Source organism: Bacillus sp. NEAU-Y102, assembly GCF_054788175.1.
Map to the genome: position 1 here is coordinate 103,754 of NZ_JBTWFK010000011.1, position 19,260 is coordinate 123,013.

Sequence of the window (19,260 nt, forward strand, 5' to 3'; positions counted from 1 at the left end):
AATTCTCATAAAGCTAACAATAGTTACCTTCTCTTTCTTTAATTAAATATCGGTATGTTTCATCTATCTTATAAAAAAGATTTAGCATTCTTTTCATTAATTACTTGTTTAACAATAAATCCTCGATTAAAAGAAATAAAAATTTATTGTTAAACAATAAATTTCATGTTAAATTAATAAGATATTAAATAAATGAGGTGCTTTTTATGAAACAAGGATCCACACTCTTTTTAAAGACCGTTGTGATTCTGATCGGAATCCCTGTTCTTGCTATATGCATTTTTTTTGTCCCTAAAATAGGAAATTTCGCCGCAGAATTATATCCAGATATTGCATATATTAAATATCTTGTATTTATCAATTTATACGCAACAGCAATACCTTATTACTTCGCACTGTACCAAACATTTAAGCTTTTAAACTATATTGATAAAAACAACGCATTTTCAGAGTTATCTGTTAAAGCTTTAAAAAATATTAAGTACAGCGCATTGGCAATTAGTGTATTATATGTATTAGGTATGCCACTTTTCTATCTTGTGGCAGAGAGAGATGACGCCCCTGGCATTATTATTATCGGAATGATTATGATTTTTGCTTCAATGGTAATCGCGGTCTTTGCTGCCGTTCTCCAAAGACTATTAAAAGATGCTATAGATATAAAATCAGAAAATGATTTAACGGTCTGAGGTGAATAATATGGCAATTATCATTAATATTGATGTAATGTTAGCGAAAAGAAAAATGAGTGTAACAGAGCTTTCGGAGAAGGTTGGAATTACAATGGCTAATCTTTCTATCTTGAAAAATGGAAAAGCAAAAGCAGTTCGGTTTTCAACTTTAGAAGCAATATGTAAAGCATTAGAATGCCAACCGGGTGATATTTTAGAATATCAACCTGAAGAAACCGAATAAAAAGAGTCCTTCATACGAGAAGGACTCTTTTTATTACACATTACGGCGCAAAACTAATTTGACCAGTAAACAATAGGATAATTGCTATGATCCAAAATATAAAAAATGATGAGGACAGTATTAATGAAAGAATAGCAAGTCCCTTCTTCTCTGTTCTTTTCGTCATTGTGATTATTGAAAGCATGATACCTACACCTGTCAGGGCAATTGTAATATAATCTCCAACTATATTACCTGCATTCGCTATCCTTGTTGGCGTTATAAACACGAATAGAAAACACAAAATACCGATGAGTAAAGATATATAGCTTATTATACTGTACTTCTTTTTAGGAACTATTTCTGTTTTCATACTAACCCCACCCCTTCTATATAGCTATGAGTTCATATTAACACGAATAACCATAATTTGGTTAAAACATAAAAAAGATAAAGTGGACGCTATCACTTTATCCTTCGGTTTATTTCTATCTAACAATTAACCTGGCTACTTCTTTAATAAAGATGGACGGACATTCTTTAACTCCTAGCAATTTTTATATACAGAAAATAAAATGAAATAGTTCTAAAAAATAAAGACTGTACCTTTAAAATGAAATATACAGTCTTAAATACTAACTTATTTTATAAAGAAAACTCTCTATTTATCACTACCTTAAAAAACTCCGAGTAATGTGATAAAGAATAATCCGCTACATCACAATTACCTTGAAACATACATGTTGAAATACCTAATTCTTTTGCAGGTAATAAATCTAATTCTCTATCTCCAATAGCTAAATCAATATTGTATTTTTTATGCAGATGATTATAAGCCAAAGAGTTCGGCTTTCGAGGAAAGCCATCGTCAATTGTAACCATATCTACGAAGTATTTTTCCCAGCCGTAATATTTTAAAATGGCCATAACCCCTTTCCTATGTTTATGGGTCATAATCACATTTTTATTTGCAAATTTCAAAACCTCTTCGACACCCGCAAAAGGTTCCATATCTTTTGGAGTAAATTTCCCCTTCAAAACTTTAATTTTTTCTTCCTGCTCGCATGAAATATTATAATATTGAATTGCATGAGAGTATGATATTTTTAAGTTTTTGTATATTTCTTGTTTTTCTACTGAATCACCTAATATTTCAGAAAGCATCATTGTATATGCAGGATACGTATCAAATAACGTCCCATCAAAATCCCATAAAATATTCATTCTATTCACCTTCTATTTTCAAATCATTCAATGACTAAATCCGCCCTATCCTTCGGCAATTCCATTTCTAAGTAATAATCCTCTGCTTTCCAATACCTATTTTCAAACTTTGAAAGGTTTTTCTGCGTTTTTTCACTCTCACGTAGAAACCTTGTCTCTCTTGGACAGTCCAAATAGACCATATAATGAAAGAAATCTCTCCATTCTTTTCGCTGTAGAAAGACTCCTTCAATAACAATTACGCCTACAATAGGAATCTGTACTTTTTTCATTTCACATGAGTCTGTTTCCTCTTGATAAAAAGGCAAAGTCAGTTTTGTCTCATGTTGTAACTTCTGAAAAAACTTCTGCCTCAAGTATGGAATATCCCACTGTAAACAATAATACTCATACCATTCTTCATATCCTGTATGATAGCGTTTATTACGCTCCACTATGTGATCATCAATATGAAAAATATGAAACGGAATGCCTTCTTGTTTCATATTTTCTTTTAAATTTGCTACGAATGTTGTTTTTCCAGATCGACTTAAACCATCTATACCTAAAATGAATCTATTTTCCCTATGCTTCTTCATAATCTTTATAAGTTCGTTTGTGCTCATTACTTCTTCCACTCTTCTTTTAATAAAGAATATAAAATAGTATCATGAGCAACTCCATTTTGAATCATATGTTTTCGAAGTAATCCTTCTTCTTGAAACCCTGCTTTACTTAATAATTTTTGAGAAGCTTTATTTTCTACATATACAACAGCAGCAATTCTTATAAGTTGCAATGTTTCAAACCCGTAAGCTAAAATCGCCTGTAACGCTTCCGTTGCGTACCCTTGTCCCCAATATGTATCATCTAATTCATAACCAATTTCAGCTCGTCTATGATGATTGTTAATTAAATGAAATCCACACGTCCCAATTAATTGGCCCGTCCCTTTTTTCTCGATTCCCCAGCGAAATACACTTCCTTCTTCATAACGATTTTTAAACGTTTGAATCGTTGTTTTCGCTTGCTCAATATTTTGGAAAGAATCCATTCCGAAATAACGTATAACAGATTCTTTCGAAAAATAACGGAACATCGTTTCCGCATCTAATAGTGTAAGTTCTCTTAAGAATAAACGTTCTGTTTCTAGTTTCGGAAATCCCATCTCTCTTTCTCCCTCTATTCTAATGAACTACAAATTTCAATATAATTTCCATCTGGATCAGCAATGTAAGAAATTGTTTGTCCCCACGGTTTTACAATAGGTTCAACTAAAATCTTAATACCTTGTTCTCTAAATTGCTCAATCGTTTCTTGTACATTCTCAACAACGAATCCTAATTCGAAATGAGAAGACTGTAATTCACCTTCTGTAAGCGGTAGTCCTGTTAATTCTTTCACATCTTGCCGCGTATTCATCGCTAAAATGGTAGTTCCAGTATTAAATTCAATATATGTACCGTGCTCTGCTTTTATAGGTAACTGTAAAATATCTTTATAGAATTTTAAACATTCCTCAAACTTTTCTACATATAAAATGATGTACTTCATTTTCAAATCCATTTTACATCCCCCTTTATATCTACCCCTAAAATTTCGACAAAAGTCTCATAAAAACCTTGTTCTTTGTAGTAATGAGCAAAAAAAATGAGGCCGATTTCTCGGCCCCCCAGCTTATTGGCATAAAACAGGAGATTTGGTTTGGACATAACCAGTTCGTACTTTTATTATATTTTATTTTTTCTGAATTTTAAATACATTAAACACCTATTTATATTGAGAAAGTTTTTTGCTTGCATAAAATTAAAGAGTTTAAGAAATGATACAAATGGAGGTGTATACATATGGAACCAATGCTATGTCCAAGTTGTAAAACGAACCGTACTCGCTTTAATATTCTTGAGCAACAAGTAAAACCAGTCAAATTAAATCCACAAACTGGTCAAGTAGAAGAAGAATATACAAATGACACGATGAATGCTTTTCATATGGCCTATCAAGGACCTACTTATCGCGTCCAATGCGCTGTATGTGGGCTTGTTGAAAACCCAGAACAATTTATTAAACCTGCTCAAAATCAGTCTTTCTAATAAAAACATTATTATCCCTTATAGAAATAGATTTTTCTATAAGGGATTTTTCCGTTTAATAACTTAATTAAAAATGTGTTTCTTCCTTATTATATGTTAAACTTCGCACTCTTTTAGAAATGTTTACATAAGAGAGGTAAAACAAACAATAAAAAGATAACGCTTCCATCAATATTTCTACTATTAACTTGTCATATAGTCATCTTTTACTTTTGGATCTTCGATTGGGAGAAAATAACGACTCCTTACGATCTAACAATATGGATTGTTTCTACTATTTGTAGTCTTTTACTTTACTACCATTTTTAAAATCAAAAATCTAATAAATTAATATTAATTGCTAGTTCGTTATTGTTGATTATTTCTTCTTCATTTATGATTTTTTTAGGTGTTGTTACTGATATTATCTTTGTAACTGTTAGTTCTATGAATTAAAAAGTTGGTCTTTTATTATATAAAAAAGAATGAACAAAAAAAATATATATAGAAATTAGAGAAGTTGATTCCCATCAATATATATCTTCTCTAAGAATATCACTCTTTGTTAAAATATTTCCTTTTTTAACTTTTTAATCTTCCTAAATAAATTAATAAACGCATATAAATATATACAAACTAAAAACCCTACCATACCTTTATATAATCCTGATTCTGATACTCCAAGAAAACATAAGTAAAGCACTGGAATTAACATTACAAACATAATTGCAACGAACTGTATCAATTCAACAAGTTTTTGTATCTTCGTTTCTTTGTCTGAATAAATATCAGGTAACTCATTTTCCTCTTCTACTTCTTTACAAAAGTAATTCCACTTCGCAAAACTCGTTACATGTTTCCAACCACACATTTCATATATTTCGATATATTCTTTTTGTTTTTCTGTCGAATCTTTATACTCTAATCTAAAGTCTGCTTTATATACTACATCTTTCGGCTCAGTTTTCTTAAACCTATACATTACGTTATACTTTTGTAACGCCCAGCCTTGTTGATGCATTTTACGTAAATACGCTTCTTCTTTTTCTAAGCTCCATACTGCGAAAGGTTTGAATATCTTCTTTGTCTCCATCTTCCATTCACTCCCCTAATATACTGTTTCCATTCTTTACAGACCGCTGTAATCTGTTGTACTCCAGTTCCAGCACTTCTCTCCCAAACGGCGTTAACTCATAGCACTTCTTTCTATCTGTAGAGGCAACTTCAACAATTAACTTCTCTTTTAGTAACTTCGTCGTATTCCCGTATAAAGTACCAGGACCAAGCTTTACTTCCCCATTTGTCATCTCTTCTACCATTTGCATAATTCCATATCCGTGCATTGGTTTCACTAGTGATAACAGTATGTAATATGTCGCCTCAGTTAACGGAATATATTTTTGCGCCTTCGCATTCATTATAACTACCTCCGATGCATCGCCTTATGATATATCGACTTGCGATACATCATATATCGATATTGTATAATCATATTCCAAAATATGCAAGAGTAATTTAATAATTAAATATCCATTTCTTTGAATTAAAAAACCATACAAATTTTCTGAATAATTTGTTAAAATATAGAAATATTAGCTCTTTTATAATGAAAGGAATGGTACATATGATACATAAATTGAAAGAAAACATCGGATCTGTGTTTGTTGGGAAAGAAAATGTTATTGATCTACTGCTCGTTTCACTTCTTGCTGATGGACATGCACTACTCGAAGACGTGCCTGGTACTGGGAAAACGTTACTGGCGAAAACCATTTCCAAAAGTATTGGTGGTAGTTTTTCTCGTGTTCAATTCACCCCTGATGTACTTCCAAGTGATGTAACAGGTATTGAATACTTTAACCCAAAAACAAGCGAATTTGAGTTAAGACTTGGGCCAGTTATGACAAACATTTTGCTAGCAGATGAAATTAACCGTGCAATGCCGAGAACACAGTCTAGTTTGTTAGAAGCGATGGAAGAGCGACAAGTGACGCTTGAAAAACAGTCTACTCCTCTCCCGAAACCGTTCTTTGTTATTGCAACGCAAAACCCAATTGAATCACAAGGGACTTTCCCTCTTCCAGATGCACAGCTTGATCGCTTTTTAATGACGATTTCAATCGGTTATCCTACTCCTAAAGATGAGTTACAAATGATGCGACGTTTTCGTAACGATATACCATTAGAACGTGTCACACCTGTTATCTCATTAGAAGATATATTAGAATCACAGAAAAGAATAAAAGAAATTTTCATATCAGAACCGTTAGAACATTACATAATTAAACTTGCGCAAGCTACTCGAAATCACGATTATATCGCTAACGGTGTAAGCCCACGTGCCACACTTTCTTTAGTGCGCGCAGTTCAAGCATTAGCCTTCTTACGCGGGAGAGAATATTGCACCCCTGAAGATATACAATTTTTAGCTCCTTCTGTTTGGAATCACCGTATTGTCTTATCAATGGAAGGTGCCCTGCGCACGACTAAAAATGATATTATGCAAAGTATTTTAAAAGAAATTGACGTACCTGTGGAGATTGAGCAAGCATGAATGGACAGCGTGTTGTAACTGTACCTTTATTTTTTCAACTCCATATTATTCAACTAACTGTGCCAGGCGCTATACTATTTACGTTTTTTATGCCGCAACGAATTATAATGTTTCTCTTTTTCTCCTATTATTTATTTGCGATTTTCATTTATAAATATGTCGCTTACATAGAGAAAAAATTTGAAGTTATAAACGAGAAACAAACCACTCGGCTTTTCCCTGATGAATCTGGACAGTTTTTTATTCATTTGAAAAACGGTGCAAACATACCACTCGTTAATGGTGTTTGTTATTTTCATTTAGATTCGTCTCTTATACAGCATAAAGATCAAGGAATTGAACAAATATCAAAAACGTTATTCTCTTTTCCATTTTCACAACCTGCACATTCGGCACAAAAGTGGGATTTAACATTAACTACAACGAAACGTGGTGTGTTTCAAATTGAACAGTTTGAATGTGTATTAAAAGATCCTTTTCATTTATTAACTGTACACCTACCCGTTTTCGATAAGTTAAAAACTGAAATTATTGTGTACCCTTCTCCTAAAGAAGTCGCAGGGTTGCAAGAACTTCAGCAGCTTCTAACTGGTTCTTATCGAACGAATTTTTCTTTTTACAATGATGAAACATCTATTATCGGTGTTAAACGATATGAGCGTGAGTCTTTCCGCTCTATTCATTGGAAGGCATCTGCTAAAATGCAGGAATTACAAGCGAAGCAATATGAACCTGTAAAAAATTATAGTTGGACCATTTGTCTTTCTTTAGCTGCCGATCGCGGGTTTGGTTGGAAAGATAACGTTGAAGATTTAATTTCATTTGCAACATACATTTGCCAATATGCAACGAAGCAGCAAATACCGTTTGAATTATTTATTAGTGTATTAGCAGAAGGTGGTGCATTACATTTATCTTTATATGAAGGGCAAACACAATATGCAAAAGCTTTAGAAGAATTAGCACGTATTTCAGATGATAGTACGTTACTTCCGAAACAAGGATTCCTTCATTATGTAACGAGAAAGAGAGAACGTTCGTCTACAATGATATACATTGGTTTACAGAAAAATGAACTCCCTCTTCTCTCGCAGCCAACGTTCCTCATTAATAGCGAAGGGATGGTGGAATCCGTTGAAAACTTGGCTCTATCACGTTAATGACTTTATTTTGCTTCTCCTCCTTTCATTATTAACAGACAGGGATGACCTTGTTGCTATTTCCATATTTTTAGCAACAGGCTATGTAGGCGTATTTCTTATTTATAAATTCATGAAGAAAAAAACAACAGGATTTGTCATACTGTTCATTACTCAAATAATCGGTTGTTCTTTCCTTCTCCCATTCTCTCTATTCGGCGCAATTATGTTACCGCTTTTCTTCTTTATCGTACATGTAGTCGGACCAGGATATCCGGTACAAAAATCATTAGGCGGTATTGTTTGGTTTGGTATTTCAGCCATATTTTATGCGCCCTTTCCACCTTTGTGGAAGCTGTTACTATTAGTTATACACATTATGATTACATTTTGGTTAACTGGGGCAAATCGGAATCAACAGTTATTACGTTTCATTTCTATCATTACGATTGGTGTAATGAGTATAGTACTTGTTCAAGTTTTTCCTTTTATTCGTCTTATTTTTAGCTTTATCACAGAAGTAGTCGCGTTAGGAGTCGGATACGCTATCAATCCGTTATTTTCAGCAGCTGAATTGAAAGATACTGAAGGGGTTTGGGCAAGTAAAGGGCATCTCTTAAAACCTAAAATTGAAGACAATGGGGAAAAACTTCCTGATTTTGACCCCACACTCATAAATAGCATTACCATAATAGCATGTACAGCTATCGCTATTTACGTCGTTTGGAAAATAGTAAAAAACCGAAAACAATTCAGTTTACCAAATATGCCCGCCTTCGAATCTACTATTATTACTAATAAAGAAGGAACGAACCAAAATCGTTTTAAACGAAATAAACCGCCGCATAACGAAATTCGGAAGGAAATTTTCAAGCTAGAGAGTAAGTTAACCCCTCCTTTAAATAGAAAACGGGGAGAAACTGTTGAGGCTTGGCTAGAAAGAATAAACGATGAAGAAGATGTAAATATTCAAAGTGATATTATTATAGACGCTTATAATACTGTGCGTTATTCAAATGGTGAAAACACTGTACTTCTGCATGAATTTAAGGAAGAGATTCATAAGCTTTATGCATATCAAAAACATTTGAAGAAAAGAAAGAAATAAGACAACAAAAGACTCCTATTTTTTCATTCATGTGCTCAGTTTAGGGAGAGAAAAATGCTAATAACCATTAGAAATAACACAATAATTTGTATGTATTTCGCATTATAAATAGCAAACTAAAACGCTCAGAAAATATTCTGAGCGTTTTCATTTCCTTCTTCAACTAAAGTACCAGTTAGTGCAAAAAGCTATTTCACCATTTGTATTGTTAACTTATCTTTTAACATTGAGCTATATGAGTCAATTTCATATTTTGTATTATTGATTTTTTCTTTTTTCATTTTTAACATATCGAATATTTCTAATTCTAAATTCCTTCTAGCTTCAAGAACTTTTATCGCTCCTTCTACACCTGAATGATTATGTTCTTTCCCATAGCCTTGGTTAGTGTAATAGTCGACGATTCCTGTGGACCATTCTGGAGTTCTTTCTTTTAGTGCCTTCCTAAATGAAAATTCAAGATTATCTTGTTCTACATACAATAACATTGGATTTAAATTCTCTATGATTTTTGCAACTTTCATTACATAATTTATTATTTTTTCTTTTTGTTCACCATATTTAATCATCCCAATAGTTAATGAGTTTTGTATGAAACAACATTCAAAGATATAAACCTTATTGTCTTCTAGAGCACTTTCAGTAAAGTCATTCCATTTGTCAGCAATTAATTCAACATTTTTATCGAATGGCAATTCATATATATCGTTTTTTGAAATATCGTTAAATAATTCGTCCGAAAACTGATCACCAAACTCATTTTTTATCTTTCTGTATGGTAATAAATAATTGCTTCCTTTTTTTAGAACTCTTTTAAGAAGCACTTCTTTAAAATCTCCACTGTTAGATAATAATCTATCAAATTCAAATTTATTAAAACAAGATACACCATCATAGTCGGCTGGATGGTTCAAATTTCCCTCTAAAAATAGTTCAACTTCAATTTTATTTTGGCTTAGAATTTCATTTATTAGCTTTGCAGTGGTTGATTTTCCAAATCCAGGTAAACCTTCTACTATTATTAGTTTTGTGTTCATAATTATAAATCCCTTTCTTCAAAGTATTTAACCAAGATAAAAAAATCACTTACTTCACTGCAATCACCCCTTCAAAATATGATATTCACCATTTCCTTTGAAAAATCCTGCTTAAAGTAACCTGACCGTTAGTTTAAGAACATTTTTTCACAATCTCTATAATTATTTTAACGTAATTTTCCATTTACCTTTTAAAAAATATAGTCCACCATTATTTGAGTGAACTATCTAAATTAAATTATATCTTTTAAATCAAACTATTTTCCAGTAATACCTAATCGTTATACTGGTGTTTTTACTGTTTTCTTTTTCCCTTCGTTTGTGGTAAATGGTATACAAAAGTTATAATGGGTTCGAATTATCGTTAGAGCCATTTGTGCGTATTTTGGATTAAAATTAGAATGGATATAACTTTTACCATCTCCACGAGCTATCATTAAAGGTCTTTCTAGACAACCAATTTAGCAATGGTTTTAGTATATAAAATAGCAAGAGTACATAAAAGTGCTTAAACATTTTAATAACAATATAAAAAGGGATGCTAAATCATATGTGATTTACATCCCTTTTTTGTTTGTTATTTTATATTTTCTCTCCCGTAACTGAACCCGTTATTTATTCATAGGAGTCTTTTTATACTTCTACGTTGCTTTTTAAATGGAAGCATTCTTCCCTGCTTCAATTTCTAATGACTCTTCATGCCACCAAAGTGTTTCTTCAGGGTCTTCTTTAGCGATTAGGTGTGCTTCTTTTTTCGTTTCTACTGTAGGATATGAACCTTTTAGCGCACGCCCTGAAGTCGTAACAAATAGTACACTAAATACAACTAATCCAATAATACTTACACCTGCTAAATAAAATGCCGGTGCGAGCGGGTTACCAGTTGCATGAACTAAGTATGAACATACGAGCGGTGTTGTTCCACCGAATATCGATACAGAAATATTAAATGAGATCGAAAGTGCTCGATAACGTACATCGGTGAAAAAGAGTGATGGTAATAATGAAGGTAATGTTCCTTCATATACACTTAAGAAGAAACCTAGTACGAAAATACCTGCAAATATAGCTGCAATATGTCCGTTACCTATTAGTAAAAATGCTGGAATTGCAAATACAGTTAAACCAAGTAAACCAATTTGCACAACGCGTTTATTACCAATTTTATCACTTAACTTACCAAAATATAGTGCTAGTGGAATCATAAGTGCCATCGTAATAGAAATAATTAATAAGCCTGTTGTTTCTTCGACTTTAAGTACTTGAGTTAGATAAGAAGGAATATACGAAAGAATCATATAATTTGTAATATTAAAGAAGGCGACAATTACTGTGCTTAATAAGAAGTCTTTTTTGTGATATTTAATAATATCCATAAATGAAAATTGTTCATTGTCTTCAGATTCCTCTTGTGCTTTTTCCATCTCTTCAAAGATTGGAGATTCATCTAGATGACGGCGTAAGTATAAACCGACCAAACCAATTGGTGCAGCTACTAAGAACGGAATACGCCATCCCCAGCTGAGCATTTGCTCATCTGTTAACAATAACGTCAAAATGGTAACAATTACCGATGCAGCAATGTAACCTGAGAGTGTTCCAATTTCAAGACCACTACCGAGTATACCACGCTTTTTATCTGGAGAAGATTCTGCGATATAAACCATTGCACCTGAATATTCGCCGCCTGTAGAGAAGCCTTGAATCATTCGGGCAACTAAAAGTAGTATTGGTGCCCATACACCAATTTGTTCATAGGTTGGTAGTAATGCGATGAATAATGTAGAAAGTGCCATTAAAATAATAGTAGTACTTAACACGATTTTTCGGCCGTACTTATCTCCTATTCTACCAAAGAATACACCTCCGATTGGTCGAACGAGAAAGGCTGCTGCAAATGTACCGAATGTAAGTACAAGCTGCAATCCACTATTATCAACACCTGAGAAGAATAATTGACTTAAAATAACCGCTAAATACGCGTATAATCCGAAGTCAAACCACTCCATTGCGTTTCCTATACCAGTAGCAATTACTGCTTTCCTGGCTTGTTTAGGATTGACAATATTAACGTCTTGAGGTTCAAAATTTAAATCATTATTTTGTTGCATATAATAAAACAGCTCCTTATTTAATTTAACTTCTTTAAGCACACCTTCTCTTATTGAATAAAATTAATTCGAAGCACTTAAGGAAAATTAACGTCTCCTTATCTGTTATTATTGTTTCACATAATTAATTATTTGTCCAATGAGATGCTCTCTATGTTAAGTAATTTACTATTTTAAAAAGCTAAAGAAGCCGCTAAAATAGCGGCTTCTTTAGCTTTTTATATTTTTTTATATTTTTTTAAATACTTGCTGTAGCAGCTATGTTATGAACACAGGAAATAAATTCATAAGTGAATGCGTCAATTTCCTCTTTCGTAATAATATACGGCGGAAGTAATCGAATAATATTCCCTTGTGTTACATCGACTAACATCCCTTTATTCATTAACTCAATCTGTAATTTCTTCACATTTTCATTCGTGTCATTCACACTTATCCCAAACATCATCCCCGCATGACGCACTTCCTGAATATAATAAGAATTTTCTTTCTGAATGTCTTGCAGTTTGTCATTTAAATATAGTGACGTTTCATAAGCTTCTTGCATTAACCCATCATCAAGTAATGTATTTAATACAGTTAAACCTAATGCTGTTCCCATTGATGAGTGAGCAAACGTTGTCCCGTGATCTCCTGGTGAAAATACATCACATAACTTTTCACCTACAATAATTCCCCCTAGCGGTATCCCACCTCCTGCTCCTTTACCGATTTGAATAATGTCCGGTGTAATATTAAAATTTTGATAAGCAAATAGTTTTCCCGTTCGACCCATTCCACTTTGAACTTCATCAACGACAAGAAGTACATTATATTTTTTACATAAATTTTGAACACCATGTAAATATTCACTTGATAAAGGATAAATCCCCCCGCTACCTAAAACAGGCTCTAGCATAATCGCAATTGGATTTTCTTTAATAATGGTTTCTTCTAATTGGTCTATATTCTCGCGCTCTACTTCATATACAGGAATAGATGTTTTAGGAAAATTTTGATATACTTTTTCTTGTCTCGTAAAATGTAGTGCCCCTAACGTCCTCCCGTGAAAACTATCTTTTAACACAACTACTCCATCACGCTCTTCATTCGCAATAGATCTATATTTATCAATTAATTTTAATGTCGTTTCTGTCGCTTCCGTACCAGAGTTTGTAAAAAAGACTTTTCCGCTTTTTAAAGTACAACCTACTAATTTCTTTGCATACTCAATTGCAACTGGGTTTAAAAAATGAAACGGTAAATGCAACGATTTCGCAACTTGCTCCATTGTCGTTTGTACAATTTTAGGATGATTATATCCTAATACATTTACTCCTACGCCAGAAAATAAATCTAAATACTCTTTACCATCTACATCATACAGTTTACACCCTTCTCCCCTTTCCATTGCAACCTCTGTACGACAATATGTAGACATCATATATTCTTTATCTAATTGAAACCAATCCGACATGCTAAATTCCTCCTAGTTATTTTCCCTGTTTATTTCTGTTCATTCTCTATAAAGTCATGTATAAATTCATTTTTCAGATTGAAATTTTAATAGTCATTTTCTTCACGATATTCATTTTTCCATAATTTCTTCTATTTCAACAGGTCCACTACATATGTGTTTTTTTCATCTAGCGGTATGTTACTGCTTTGAACTTTGCATGTCATACATAATCAAGACTATAAAATCATATTTAGTAACAATCGACGAAAAAATTTGGAGGCTATATCGATGAATGAAAAATATGATAAAAATAGGAAAAATTTATTAGAAGAAGAGTTTAATAAACATCGAGAATTTACTGAACCAGCTAAACTTCATTCGCAAACAATTGGTGCGCGCGGGCCTGTACTAGAGCAAGATAGTGTACTGCATGAGTCATTACAAGAATTTATTCATGAAAAAATTTTAGAAAGACCTGTTCATGTAAAAGGTTTTGGTGCGTTCGGTTATTTTCAAACGATCTATCCGATGTTTGAACATACTAAATTAAGTTTTTTACAAAATTCTAATGAGAAAGTTCCTGTTATGGTGCGATTTTCGTTAGCTGTTAGTACGAAAGGAACACCGGATACTTCTAGAAATGTACGCGGTTTTTCCACAAAATTTTATACGAAAGAAGGCATTTTTGACCTTTTATGCAATCACATCCCTGTTTTTTCTGTTCGTGATCCTATGCGTTTCCCTGAAACAATTAAAGCATTATTGCCTTCACCTAAAAATAACTTAATAGACCCTAATAGATTTTGGAGTTTTGTCGCTAAAGCACCTGAATCTATTCATTTTGTTGTCCGTTTATACTCTAATAATGGTACAGTCAAAAGTCTTCGCCACATACCAGGACATAGTGTAAATACATACATTTGGAGAAATGCGGAAGGTAATCGAAAGTATGTAAAGTATCATTGGTACCCATTTGAAGGTGTACAGTACATTACTAGTAAAGAAGCAATTAAACTAGCTGCCGAAAATCCTGATTATAGCGGGAAAGATTTATATGATGCAATTGAAAATGGTAAACCAGTGGAGTATGGCTTATACGTCCAGCTCATGGATCCGAAAGATGAAGCGCACCTATCTTATGATCCTTTAGATGACACAAAAGTATGGGATGAACAGACGTATCCTCTCATACCAGTCGGGAAAATGGTATTAAATAAAAATCCTGAAAATTTTATGGAACAAGTAGAAAAAGTCGCATTTTCCCCTTCTAATTTACTGGATGGTGCAGAACTATCAGATGATAAAATGCTGCAAGGGCGCGCTAATATTTACAGTGATTCACAACGAAGAAGAATTGGTCCCGAATTTCGCAAATTAACGATTAACCAGCAGCAAGATTGGACACCGACTAAGCAAATAACGAGCGGTGACGGAAGATACGTTGAAGGTAAACTTGAAAGAACTTCTATAACAAAACAAAATGACTTTACGCAGGCTGGTGAATTTTATACGAAGTTACAGCCGATAGAAAAAGAACATCTCGCTGAAAACTTAGCTAGTGATTTGAAAGTTATATCCGATGATATTCGAAAGGTAGTTTTGGGGTATTTTCATAAAGTGTCAGCTGATTTGGTGAATAAAATTGAGAGTGCAATACAAAAGCTTTGAGAATAAAAAAAACGTCATTTTTAATCTATAAAATGACGTTTTTTTTATGGCGAAATTACTAGGAATTTCTACCGCCTCATTTACAAGTATTAACGAAATTTTTCTCCTTCAAAATTTCCGTTATTTCATTTGGGATTATGATACTCATATCTCTTTTTCAAATAATCTTTTTCACATTGCAACGGTTTGTATTCCACTATTTTCCCTTGCTTCTTTTGCGTTTCAGTAACAACCCATTCCCCTTTTTCAAGTTCAAGGTGTTTTATCACATTTGTATCGTCTATTTCTTTATAGAGTAAAAATGCTTCAAGCGGCTTTACAAACAATCTTGGCTCTCCTCTATATCCACCACTTTCAAAAACTTTAGTTAACGAATTATAATACGTATCATCAATCCGACCACCATACATTAAATGTGCAGCTTCTAAATCTCTTTTATTAACTTCCCAAAAGCCACCTTCATCAAAATTCAAATGAAATACGGATTTAATGTCCTTCATAATATTTTCCACATACTTTTCATCCCGAATTTTACTTTCTTCGAGACAATCTGAAGTTAACTTTGGTGCATCTGTTTGAGAATGTACAACGTGTTGTATCGATACACACAAAATAAATATGCTTAAGATGTACAATATTTTTTTCATAATTACATATCACCTCAAATGATTTAGATACTATATTATTTGAGGCTTACAATATTCTTATGCTAGAAATGAGAAAGGTCCTATAAAATAAATTTTTTATAGGACCTTTCCTTTTAATATTGCTTTATCAAATTCACGGGCGGGGCAACTACCTTACTACTTTTCACATCATATAATCCTATAGGTGTTACTCGTATAAAAGGCAAGTGCGTCGCAGAAAAGAATAAAATCGTAAATGCTGGATCGTTATAAGCATATCCTCGCGCTTGCAGTAAGTTCACCATCTTTTTCTCTTCTTGTATTAATTCACTCATCTTTACATCCGACATAATCCCGAGCAATGGTAATGCAATTTCGTGCAATACTTCATTCTTTTCAGCAATTACAATCCCTCCGCCAAGCTCTTTTACTCTATGAAAAGCTGTAAGCATATCTTCTTTACTCTTTCCAATAAGAATGATATCGCCTGTACCTGAATAAGAACTAGCAAGGCCACCTAATTCATTCGCAAAACCTTTCACAACTGTATTCACTCGCCAACTGCCATCACGGGCAATCATCATGAGGAAACATTCATCATGAACAATAGACAGTTCATTAAGGCCTAAGTCGATTTCGCTAACGTATGGTTTTGTTATAACGTTATTCAATAAGTGTATACCTGCTTTATTAGAAAAAACCATATCCTCTTTTTCTATGGTCCAGTCTAACAGTAGTGGAGTTACTTTGAAGTTACTCCATTCTATAAGTAACGATTCATTTTTGTTTACTCTATCACGCTTTACCCATTGTCCTTTTGCGATTACACTCGTTGGCACCGGATTTTCTTTACTTTCTAAAATATTGACATTGGCGATTCTACCTGTCGCAATTGAACCATGCACATGCTCCATATTATAATAGCGAGCAATATTATAACTTGCCATATGGTATGCATCTATTACTGGCACTCCTTGTTTTATCGCGGTAGAAATCATAACGTTTGTCATTCCATTTGCATAAAACGAAGGATGTGAGCCGTCTGTAGTAAGAATAAATCTATCAAACTGCTTTACGCCTAGTTCCAACAATTCTTTCAGTAAAACTTCTAAATCTGGACGGATTGAAGAATTTCTTAGGGAAACAGTGTAACCTTGCATAAGACGAGCGAAAGCTTCCTGCCCTGTCATCGCCTCATGATCACAATCTGTACCTAACAGTTTTAACTTCGCTAAAGTCGTTTCAGATGCACCTGGAAAATGTCCTTCTACTTTTTTATGTAATCGTTTCGTTTCCTGCACCCAATGTAACATTTCATCATCACCATGTAATAATTTGGGCCATGCTGTTAGCTCGCCGCCTTGAATCACCGCTTCATGCTGTAGCCACTCTACTATTTCTTCACTATTAAACAAAGATTCCCCGTTTTGTAATTTCAGTCTGTCCATCAAAACGGCACCACCAATACATACTTGCTGGAATCTTATTGAATTCATCTAATAAACGAAATGCTTCTTCACGCTTTAATGTAAAAAATAAAGTTAAATTATCATTAATAAAAGTTGTTGTCCCAAACTGCATCGCATGATTCGCTAGCGTCTCTGGGTTATACAACTGATATGGATGTGCATGGGGTTCTATGTAACCGGGTACGACATACTTTCCTTCACAATCAACAACTTCACACTCCGTTAATTGCTTTGGCAGCTGCTCCCCTACATATACAATTCGATCATTATATATCCAAATGTGCGCTGTCATCCACTCGCGCATATAGGAATTTAAATATGTTGCATTCTTTAATAATATGTGTGGACTTCTTGTGCCGTCTAGTACTTCAACATGTTCTCGTAATTGCTTATTACTCCATTTAAAATGATTTTGTCCCATTGTATTCAACTCCACTGTTATATTAGTTAATATTAGAAATAATTAACAAACTAAAGTATCATCTATTCATAACTCCCCTTTATACCCCCTATTACTTTCATTATATGAAAAGATTATAAAAATAACAATTTTCAGAAATAAATACATTTCTTTTCTTCAAAATAAAAAGAATGCCATGCAACTGACATTCTTTTTATTTTTATCGTAAGCATTAAGTTTGATTTTCACTTTGAAATACACTTGATGCCATATCATAAATGCAACTATAACAAAATTCTATTCATTTTCTTTTCATCTATTTATTAAATTCAATTTGCATCATTTTATTTAACTGCGGAACAATATCGACTCCACCTATAGAGTTGAGACTGATAGCCAATGTATGTTTGCCTCCAATTACTCCCCCAGCAAAAGTTGTAAATCCAGGAATTCCTCCTCCATGCCCCCAAACTGAAACACCGTTTGGAAGTTTAGTCTCATAGATTCCAAGACCGTATGCGTCACCAACCCCTTTTCCTTCTATTGGAACTGTAGTAAGCATTTCTTTTAGCTCGCGTTCCTTTAGTAACTTACCACCGAGTAAAGCTGAAAAGAACTTATTTAAATCATCCGCATTAGAAATCATATCTCCAGCTGCATTAGCTAAACTCGGATTATAATACGTAATATCTTTCAACTCGCCTGTTCCCTCTATTTTCACATATCCACGAGCATGATTCTTTCCTGGGATGACGGGTGAATTTCCTGGTAAAAACGTATTTGATAGGTCCAAAGGTTCAATAATTCGCTTTTCGATTTCTTCCGCATAACTATTTCCAGTTATTTTTTCAATAAGCATTCCTAGTATTACGTATCCTGTGTTTGAATACAACCAGTCTTTACCCGGCGAGAAATCTGGAGGCAGCGAAAGGCCTATTTTCACTATTTCTTCTGCTGTATACGTTTTTTTCGAATTCATTATGTCCGCGTCTTTTGACTTTAAGTATTCAGCGATACCACTCGTATGATTCAAAAGTTGTCGTATCGTAATTTGGTTGCCATCATACCCATTTCCTTGAATAAGACCCGGAAGCCACTTTTCAATTGGATCGTCAAGTTGTAAGCGCTTTTCTCCTACTAATTGAAGAACAGTCGTCGCAGTAAACGTCTTCGTCACACTACCAATCCGAAAGCGATAATCCGGTTTCAACGGTTTCTTTGTACTTAAGTCCGCCACGCCAGCAGTAAAACTACTAGTTTTTCCGTTGTTAGACGCCTTAGCTAATATCCCTACAGCACCAAGCTGTACTGTTTCCTGCATTACTTGTTTCCAGCCATTACGATTCTTTTGATCATGTACTTGTGACGAACTAGAAATATTTTGAGTTGACTCTGCAGTCACAGTAAAACCAGGTGTGAATAGGGTAGTACCCGCTAATAAAGCTGCTAAACTTGCCAACTTAATTGAATTACATTTTTTCATAAGGCTTTGTCTCCTCCATTAATATCGCATTAATTCAAGCTATACTTTCATCCTATAT

At 33.5% G+C, this 19,260-nt stretch carries 19 protein-coding genes and 2 pseudogenes; 8 read left to right on the forward strand and 13 right to left on the reverse strand.

Annotation, left to right across the window (positions count from 1 at the left end):
* Window positions 1-206: 206 nt before the first annotated feature.
* Both ACYFX0_RS24265 and ACYFX0_RS24270 read left to right on the forward strand, forming a co-directional pair.
* Window positions 207-689 (forward strand): DUF2975 domain-containing protein, encoded by a 483-nt coding sequence (locus ACYFX0_RS24265; RefSeq protein ID WP_106081958.1) that lies wholly within the window; start codon window positions 207-209, stop codon window positions 687-689.
* A gap of 10 nt (window positions 690-699) precedes the next feature.
* Entirely contained in the window at window positions 700-915 is a 216-nt protein-coding gene (locus ACYFX0_RS24270; RefSeq protein ID WP_000974622.1) for a helix-turn-helix domain-containing protein, read from the forward strand.
* A 40-nt stretch (window positions 916-955) separates the two neighbouring features.
* Here ACYFX0_RS24270 and ACYFX0_RS24275 read toward each other — a convergent pair whose 3' ends face one another.
* The 5 genes from ACYFX0_RS24275 to ACYFX0_RS24295 all read right to left on the reverse strand — a co-directional run bounded on the left by ACYFX0_RS24275 (window position 956) and on the right by ACYFX0_RS24295 (window position 3,663).
* Complete coding sequence (locus tag ACYFX0_RS24275; RefSeq protein WP_106081957.1) at window positions 956-1,267, reverse strand: hypothetical protein; 312 nt, start codon at window positions 1,265-1,267, stop codon at window positions 956-958.
* Between the two features lie 272 nt (window positions 1,268-1,539).
* The gene (locus tag ACYFX0_RS24280) at window positions 1,540-2,118 is read right to left on the reverse strand and encodes an HAD-IA family hydrolase (RefSeq protein ID WP_001024238.1); all 579 of its coding nucleotides are present in this window, start codon (window positions 2,116-2,118) and stop codon (window positions 1,540-1,542) included.
* A gap of 23 nt (window positions 2,119-2,141) precedes the next feature.
* Complete coding sequence (locus tag ACYFX0_RS24285) at window positions 2,142-2,723, reverse strand: kinase (protein ID WP_000106089.1); 582 nt, start codon at window positions 2,721-2,723, stop codon at window positions 2,142-2,144.
* Window positions 2,723-3,265 carry a GNAT family N-acetyltransferase gene (locus tag ACYFX0_RS24290; protein ID WP_000506642.1) on the reverse strand — a complete coding sequence of 181 codons (543 nt, stop codon included), beginning with the start codon at window positions 3,263-3,265 and terminating at the stop codon, window positions 2,723-2,725. The genes ACYFX0_RS24285 and ACYFX0_RS24290 overlap by 1 nt, the downstream gene beginning before the upstream one ends.
* A 14-nt stretch (window positions 3,266-3,279) precedes the next feature.
* Window positions 3,280-3,663 (reverse strand): VOC family protein, encoded by a 384-nt coding sequence (locus ACYFX0_RS24295; protein ID WP_000364500.1) that lies wholly within the window; start codon window positions 3,661-3,663, stop codon window positions 3,280-3,282.
* A gap of 281 nt (window positions 3,664-3,944) precedes the next feature.
* Between ACYFX0_RS24295 and ACYFX0_RS24300 the strand changes: the two genes are divergently transcribed.
* A complete protein-coding gene (locus ACYFX0_RS24300) occupies window positions 3,945-4,190 on the forward strand; it encodes a hypothetical protein (RefSeq protein ID WP_000433605.1) in 246 nt (81 codons plus the stop codon).
* A 156-nt stretch (window positions 4,191-4,346) separates the two neighbouring features.
* Window positions 4,347-4,625: pseudogene (locus ACYFX0_RS24305) on the forward strand (hypothetical protein).
* A 109-nt stretch (window positions 4,626-4,734) separates the two neighbouring features.
* Here ACYFX0_RS24305 and ACYFX0_RS24310 read toward each other — a convergent pair.
* Entirely contained in the window at window positions 4,735-5,262 is a 528-nt protein-coding gene (locus ACYFX0_RS24310; RefSeq protein WP_000448309.1) for a DUF2812 domain-containing protein, read from the reverse strand.
* 7 nt (window positions 5,263-5,269) lie between these two features.
* Window positions 5,270-5,587, reverse strand: a complete 318-nt coding sequence (locus ACYFX0_RS24315; RefSeq protein WP_000991890.1) for a PadR family transcriptional regulator — start codon at window positions 5,585-5,587, stop codon at window positions 5,270-5,272.
* A gap of 206 nt (window positions 5,588-5,793) precedes the next feature.
* Here ACYFX0_RS24315 and ACYFX0_RS24320 point away from each other — a divergent pair, with 206 nt between their 5' ends.
* The 3 genes from ACYFX0_RS24320 to ACYFX0_RS24330 are packed head-to-tail and all read left to right on the forward strand — an operon-like array spanning window position 5,794 to window position 8,970.
* Window positions 5,794-6,723: an AAA family ATPase gene (locus ACYFX0_RS24320; RefSeq protein WP_000581419.1), complete on the forward strand. Its 930-nt coding sequence runs from the start codon at window positions 5,794-5,796 to the stop codon at window positions 6,721-6,723.
* The gene (locus ACYFX0_RS24325) at window positions 6,720-7,883 is read left to right on the forward strand and encodes a DUF58 domain-containing protein (protein WP_017763319.1); all 1,164 of its coding nucleotides are present in this window, start codon (window positions 6,720-6,722) and stop codon (window positions 7,881-7,883) included. The genes ACYFX0_RS24320 and ACYFX0_RS24325 overlap by 4 nt, the downstream gene beginning before the upstream one ends.
* Window positions 7,858-8,970, forward strand: a complete 1,113-nt coding sequence (locus ACYFX0_RS24330; protein WP_106081955.1) for a DUF4018 domain-containing protein — start codon at window positions 7,858-7,860, stop codon at window positions 8,968-8,970. Before ACYFX0_RS24325 ends, ACYFX0_RS24330 begins: the two co-directional genes overlap by 26 nt.
* 188 nt (window positions 8,971-9,158) lie before the next feature.
* Here the strand turns inward: ACYFX0_RS24330 and ACYFX0_RS24335 are convergent, their stop codons facing one another.
* The 3 genes from ACYFX0_RS24335 to ACYFX0_RS24345 all read right to left on the reverse strand — a co-directional run bounded on the left by ACYFX0_RS24335 (window position 9,159) and on the right by ACYFX0_RS24345 (window position 13,574).
* On the reverse strand, window positions 9,159-10,007 hold the full coding sequence (locus tag ACYFX0_RS24335; protein ID WP_001093192.1) for a P-loop NTPase family protein: 849 nt from the start codon (window positions 10,005-10,007) through the stop codon (window positions 9,159-9,161).
* 653 nt (window positions 10,008-10,660) lie between these two features.
* Window positions 10,661-12,118 (reverse strand): MFS transporter, encoded by a 1,458-nt coding sequence (locus ACYFX0_RS24340; RefSeq protein WP_001186930.1) that lies wholly within the window; start codon window positions 12,116-12,118, stop codon window positions 10,661-10,663.
* Between the two features lie 238 nt (window positions 12,119-12,356).
* The gene (locus ACYFX0_RS24345) at window positions 12,357-13,574 is read right to left on the reverse strand and encodes an aspartate aminotransferase family protein (protein ID WP_001286468.1); all 1,218 of its coding nucleotides are present in this window, start codon (window positions 13,572-13,574) and stop codon (window positions 12,357-12,359) included.
* A 270-nt stretch (window positions 13,575-13,844) separates the two neighbouring features.
* Here ACYFX0_RS24345 and ACYFX0_RS24350 point away from each other — a divergent pair, with 270 nt between their 5' ends.
* Complete coding sequence (locus tag ACYFX0_RS24350) at window positions 13,845-15,224, forward strand: catalase (protein WP_106081954.1); 1,380 nt, start codon at window positions 13,845-13,847, stop codon at window positions 15,222-15,224.
* A gap of 125 nt (window positions 15,225-15,349) precedes the next feature.
* Here the strand turns inward: ACYFX0_RS24350 and ACYFX0_RS24355 are convergent, their stop codons facing one another.
* The 3 genes and pseudogenes from ACYFX0_RS24355 to ACYFX0_RS24365 all read right to left on the reverse strand — a co-directional run bounded on the left by ACYFX0_RS24355 (window position 15,350) and on the right by ACYFX0_RS24365 (window position 19,202).
* A complete protein-coding gene (locus ACYFX0_RS24355) occupies window positions 15,350-15,871 on the reverse strand; it encodes a hypothetical protein (RefSeq protein WP_017763323.1) in 522 nt (173 codons plus the stop codon).
* A 113-nt stretch (window positions 15,872-15,984) separates the two neighbouring features.
* Window positions 15,985-17,740 (reverse strand): annotated as a pseudogene (locus ACYFX0_RS24360) (adenine deaminase C-terminal domain-containing protein).
* Between the two features lie 295 nt (window positions 17,741-18,035).
* Complete coding sequence (locus ACYFX0_RS24365; RefSeq protein WP_042598181.1) at window positions 18,036-19,202, reverse strand: serine hydrolase domain-containing protein; 1,167 nt, start codon at window positions 19,200-19,202, stop codon at window positions 18,036-18,038.
* Window positions 19,203-19,260: the final 58 nt, after the last annotated feature.

Bases quoted from the DNA above. Each gene is read 5' to 3' on its own strand.
- ACYFX0_RS24265 (WP_106081958.1), top strand. From the start codon at position 207: ATGAAACAAGGATCCACACTCTTTTTAAAGACCGTTGTGATTCTGATC.
- ACYFX0_RS24270 (WP_000974622.1), top strand. From the start codon at position 700: ATGGCAATTATCATTAATATTGATGTAATGTTAGCGAAAAGAAAAATG.
- ACYFX0_RS24275 (WP_106081957.1), bottom strand. From the start codon at position 1,267: ATGAAAACAGAAATAGTTCCTAAAAAGAAGTACAGTATAATAAGCTAT.
- ACYFX0_RS24280 (WP_001024238.1), bottom strand. From the start codon at position 2,118: ATGAATATTTTATGGGATTTTGATGGGACGTTATTTGATACGTATCCT.
- ACYFX0_RS24285 (WP_000106089.1), bottom strand. From the start codon at position 2,723: ATGAGCACAAACGAACTTATAAAGATTATGAAGAAGCATAGGGAAAAT.
- ACYFX0_RS24290 (WP_000506642.1), bottom strand. From the start codon at position 3,265: ATGGGATTTCCGAAACTAGAAACAGAACGTTTATTCTTAAGAGAACTT.
- ACYFX0_RS24295 (WP_000364500.1), bottom strand. From the start codon at position 3,663: ATGGATTTGAAAATGAAGTACATCATTTTATATGTAGAAAAGTTTGAG.
- ACYFX0_RS24300 (WP_000433605.1), top strand. From the start codon at position 3,945: ATGGAACCAATGCTATGTCCAAGTTGTAAAACGAACCGTACTCGCTTT.
- ACYFX0_RS24310 (WP_000448309.1), bottom strand. From the start codon at position 5,262: ATGGAGACAAAGAAGATATTCAAACCTTTCGCAGTATGGAGCTTAGAA.
- ACYFX0_RS24315 (WP_000991890.1), bottom strand. From the start codon at position 5,587: ATGAATGCGAAGGCGCAAAAATATATTCCGTTAACTGAGGCGACATAT.
- ACYFX0_RS24320 (WP_000581419.1), top strand. From the start codon at position 5,794: ATGATACATAAATTGAAAGAAAACATCGGATCTGTGTTTGTTGGGAAA.
- ACYFX0_RS24325 (WP_017763319.1), top strand. From the start codon at position 6,720: ATGAATGGACAGCGTGTTGTAACTGTACCTTTATTTTTTCAACTCCAT.
- ACYFX0_RS24335 (WP_001093192.1), bottom strand. From the start codon at position 10,007: ATGAACACAAAACTAATAATAGTAGAAGGTTTACCTGGATTTGGAAAA.
- ACYFX0_RS24340 (WP_001186930.1), bottom strand. From the start codon at position 12,118: ATGCAACAAAATAATGATTTAAATTTTGAACCTCAAGACGTTAATATT.
- ACYFX0_RS24345 (WP_001286468.1), bottom strand. From the start codon at position 13,574: ATGTCGGATTGGTTTCAATTAGATAAAGAATATATGATGTCTACATAT.
- ACYFX0_RS24350 (WP_106081954.1), top strand. From the start codon at position 13,845: ATGAATGAAAAATATGATAAAAATAGGAAAAATTTATTAGAAGAAGAG.
- ACYFX0_RS24355 (WP_017763323.1), bottom strand. From the start codon at position 15,871: ATGAAAAAAATATTGTACATCTTAAGCATATTTATTTTGTGTGTATCG.
- ACYFX0_RS24365 (WP_042598181.1), bottom strand. From the start codon at position 19,202: ATGAAAAAATGTAATTCAATTAAGTTGGCAAGTTTAGCAGCTTTATTA.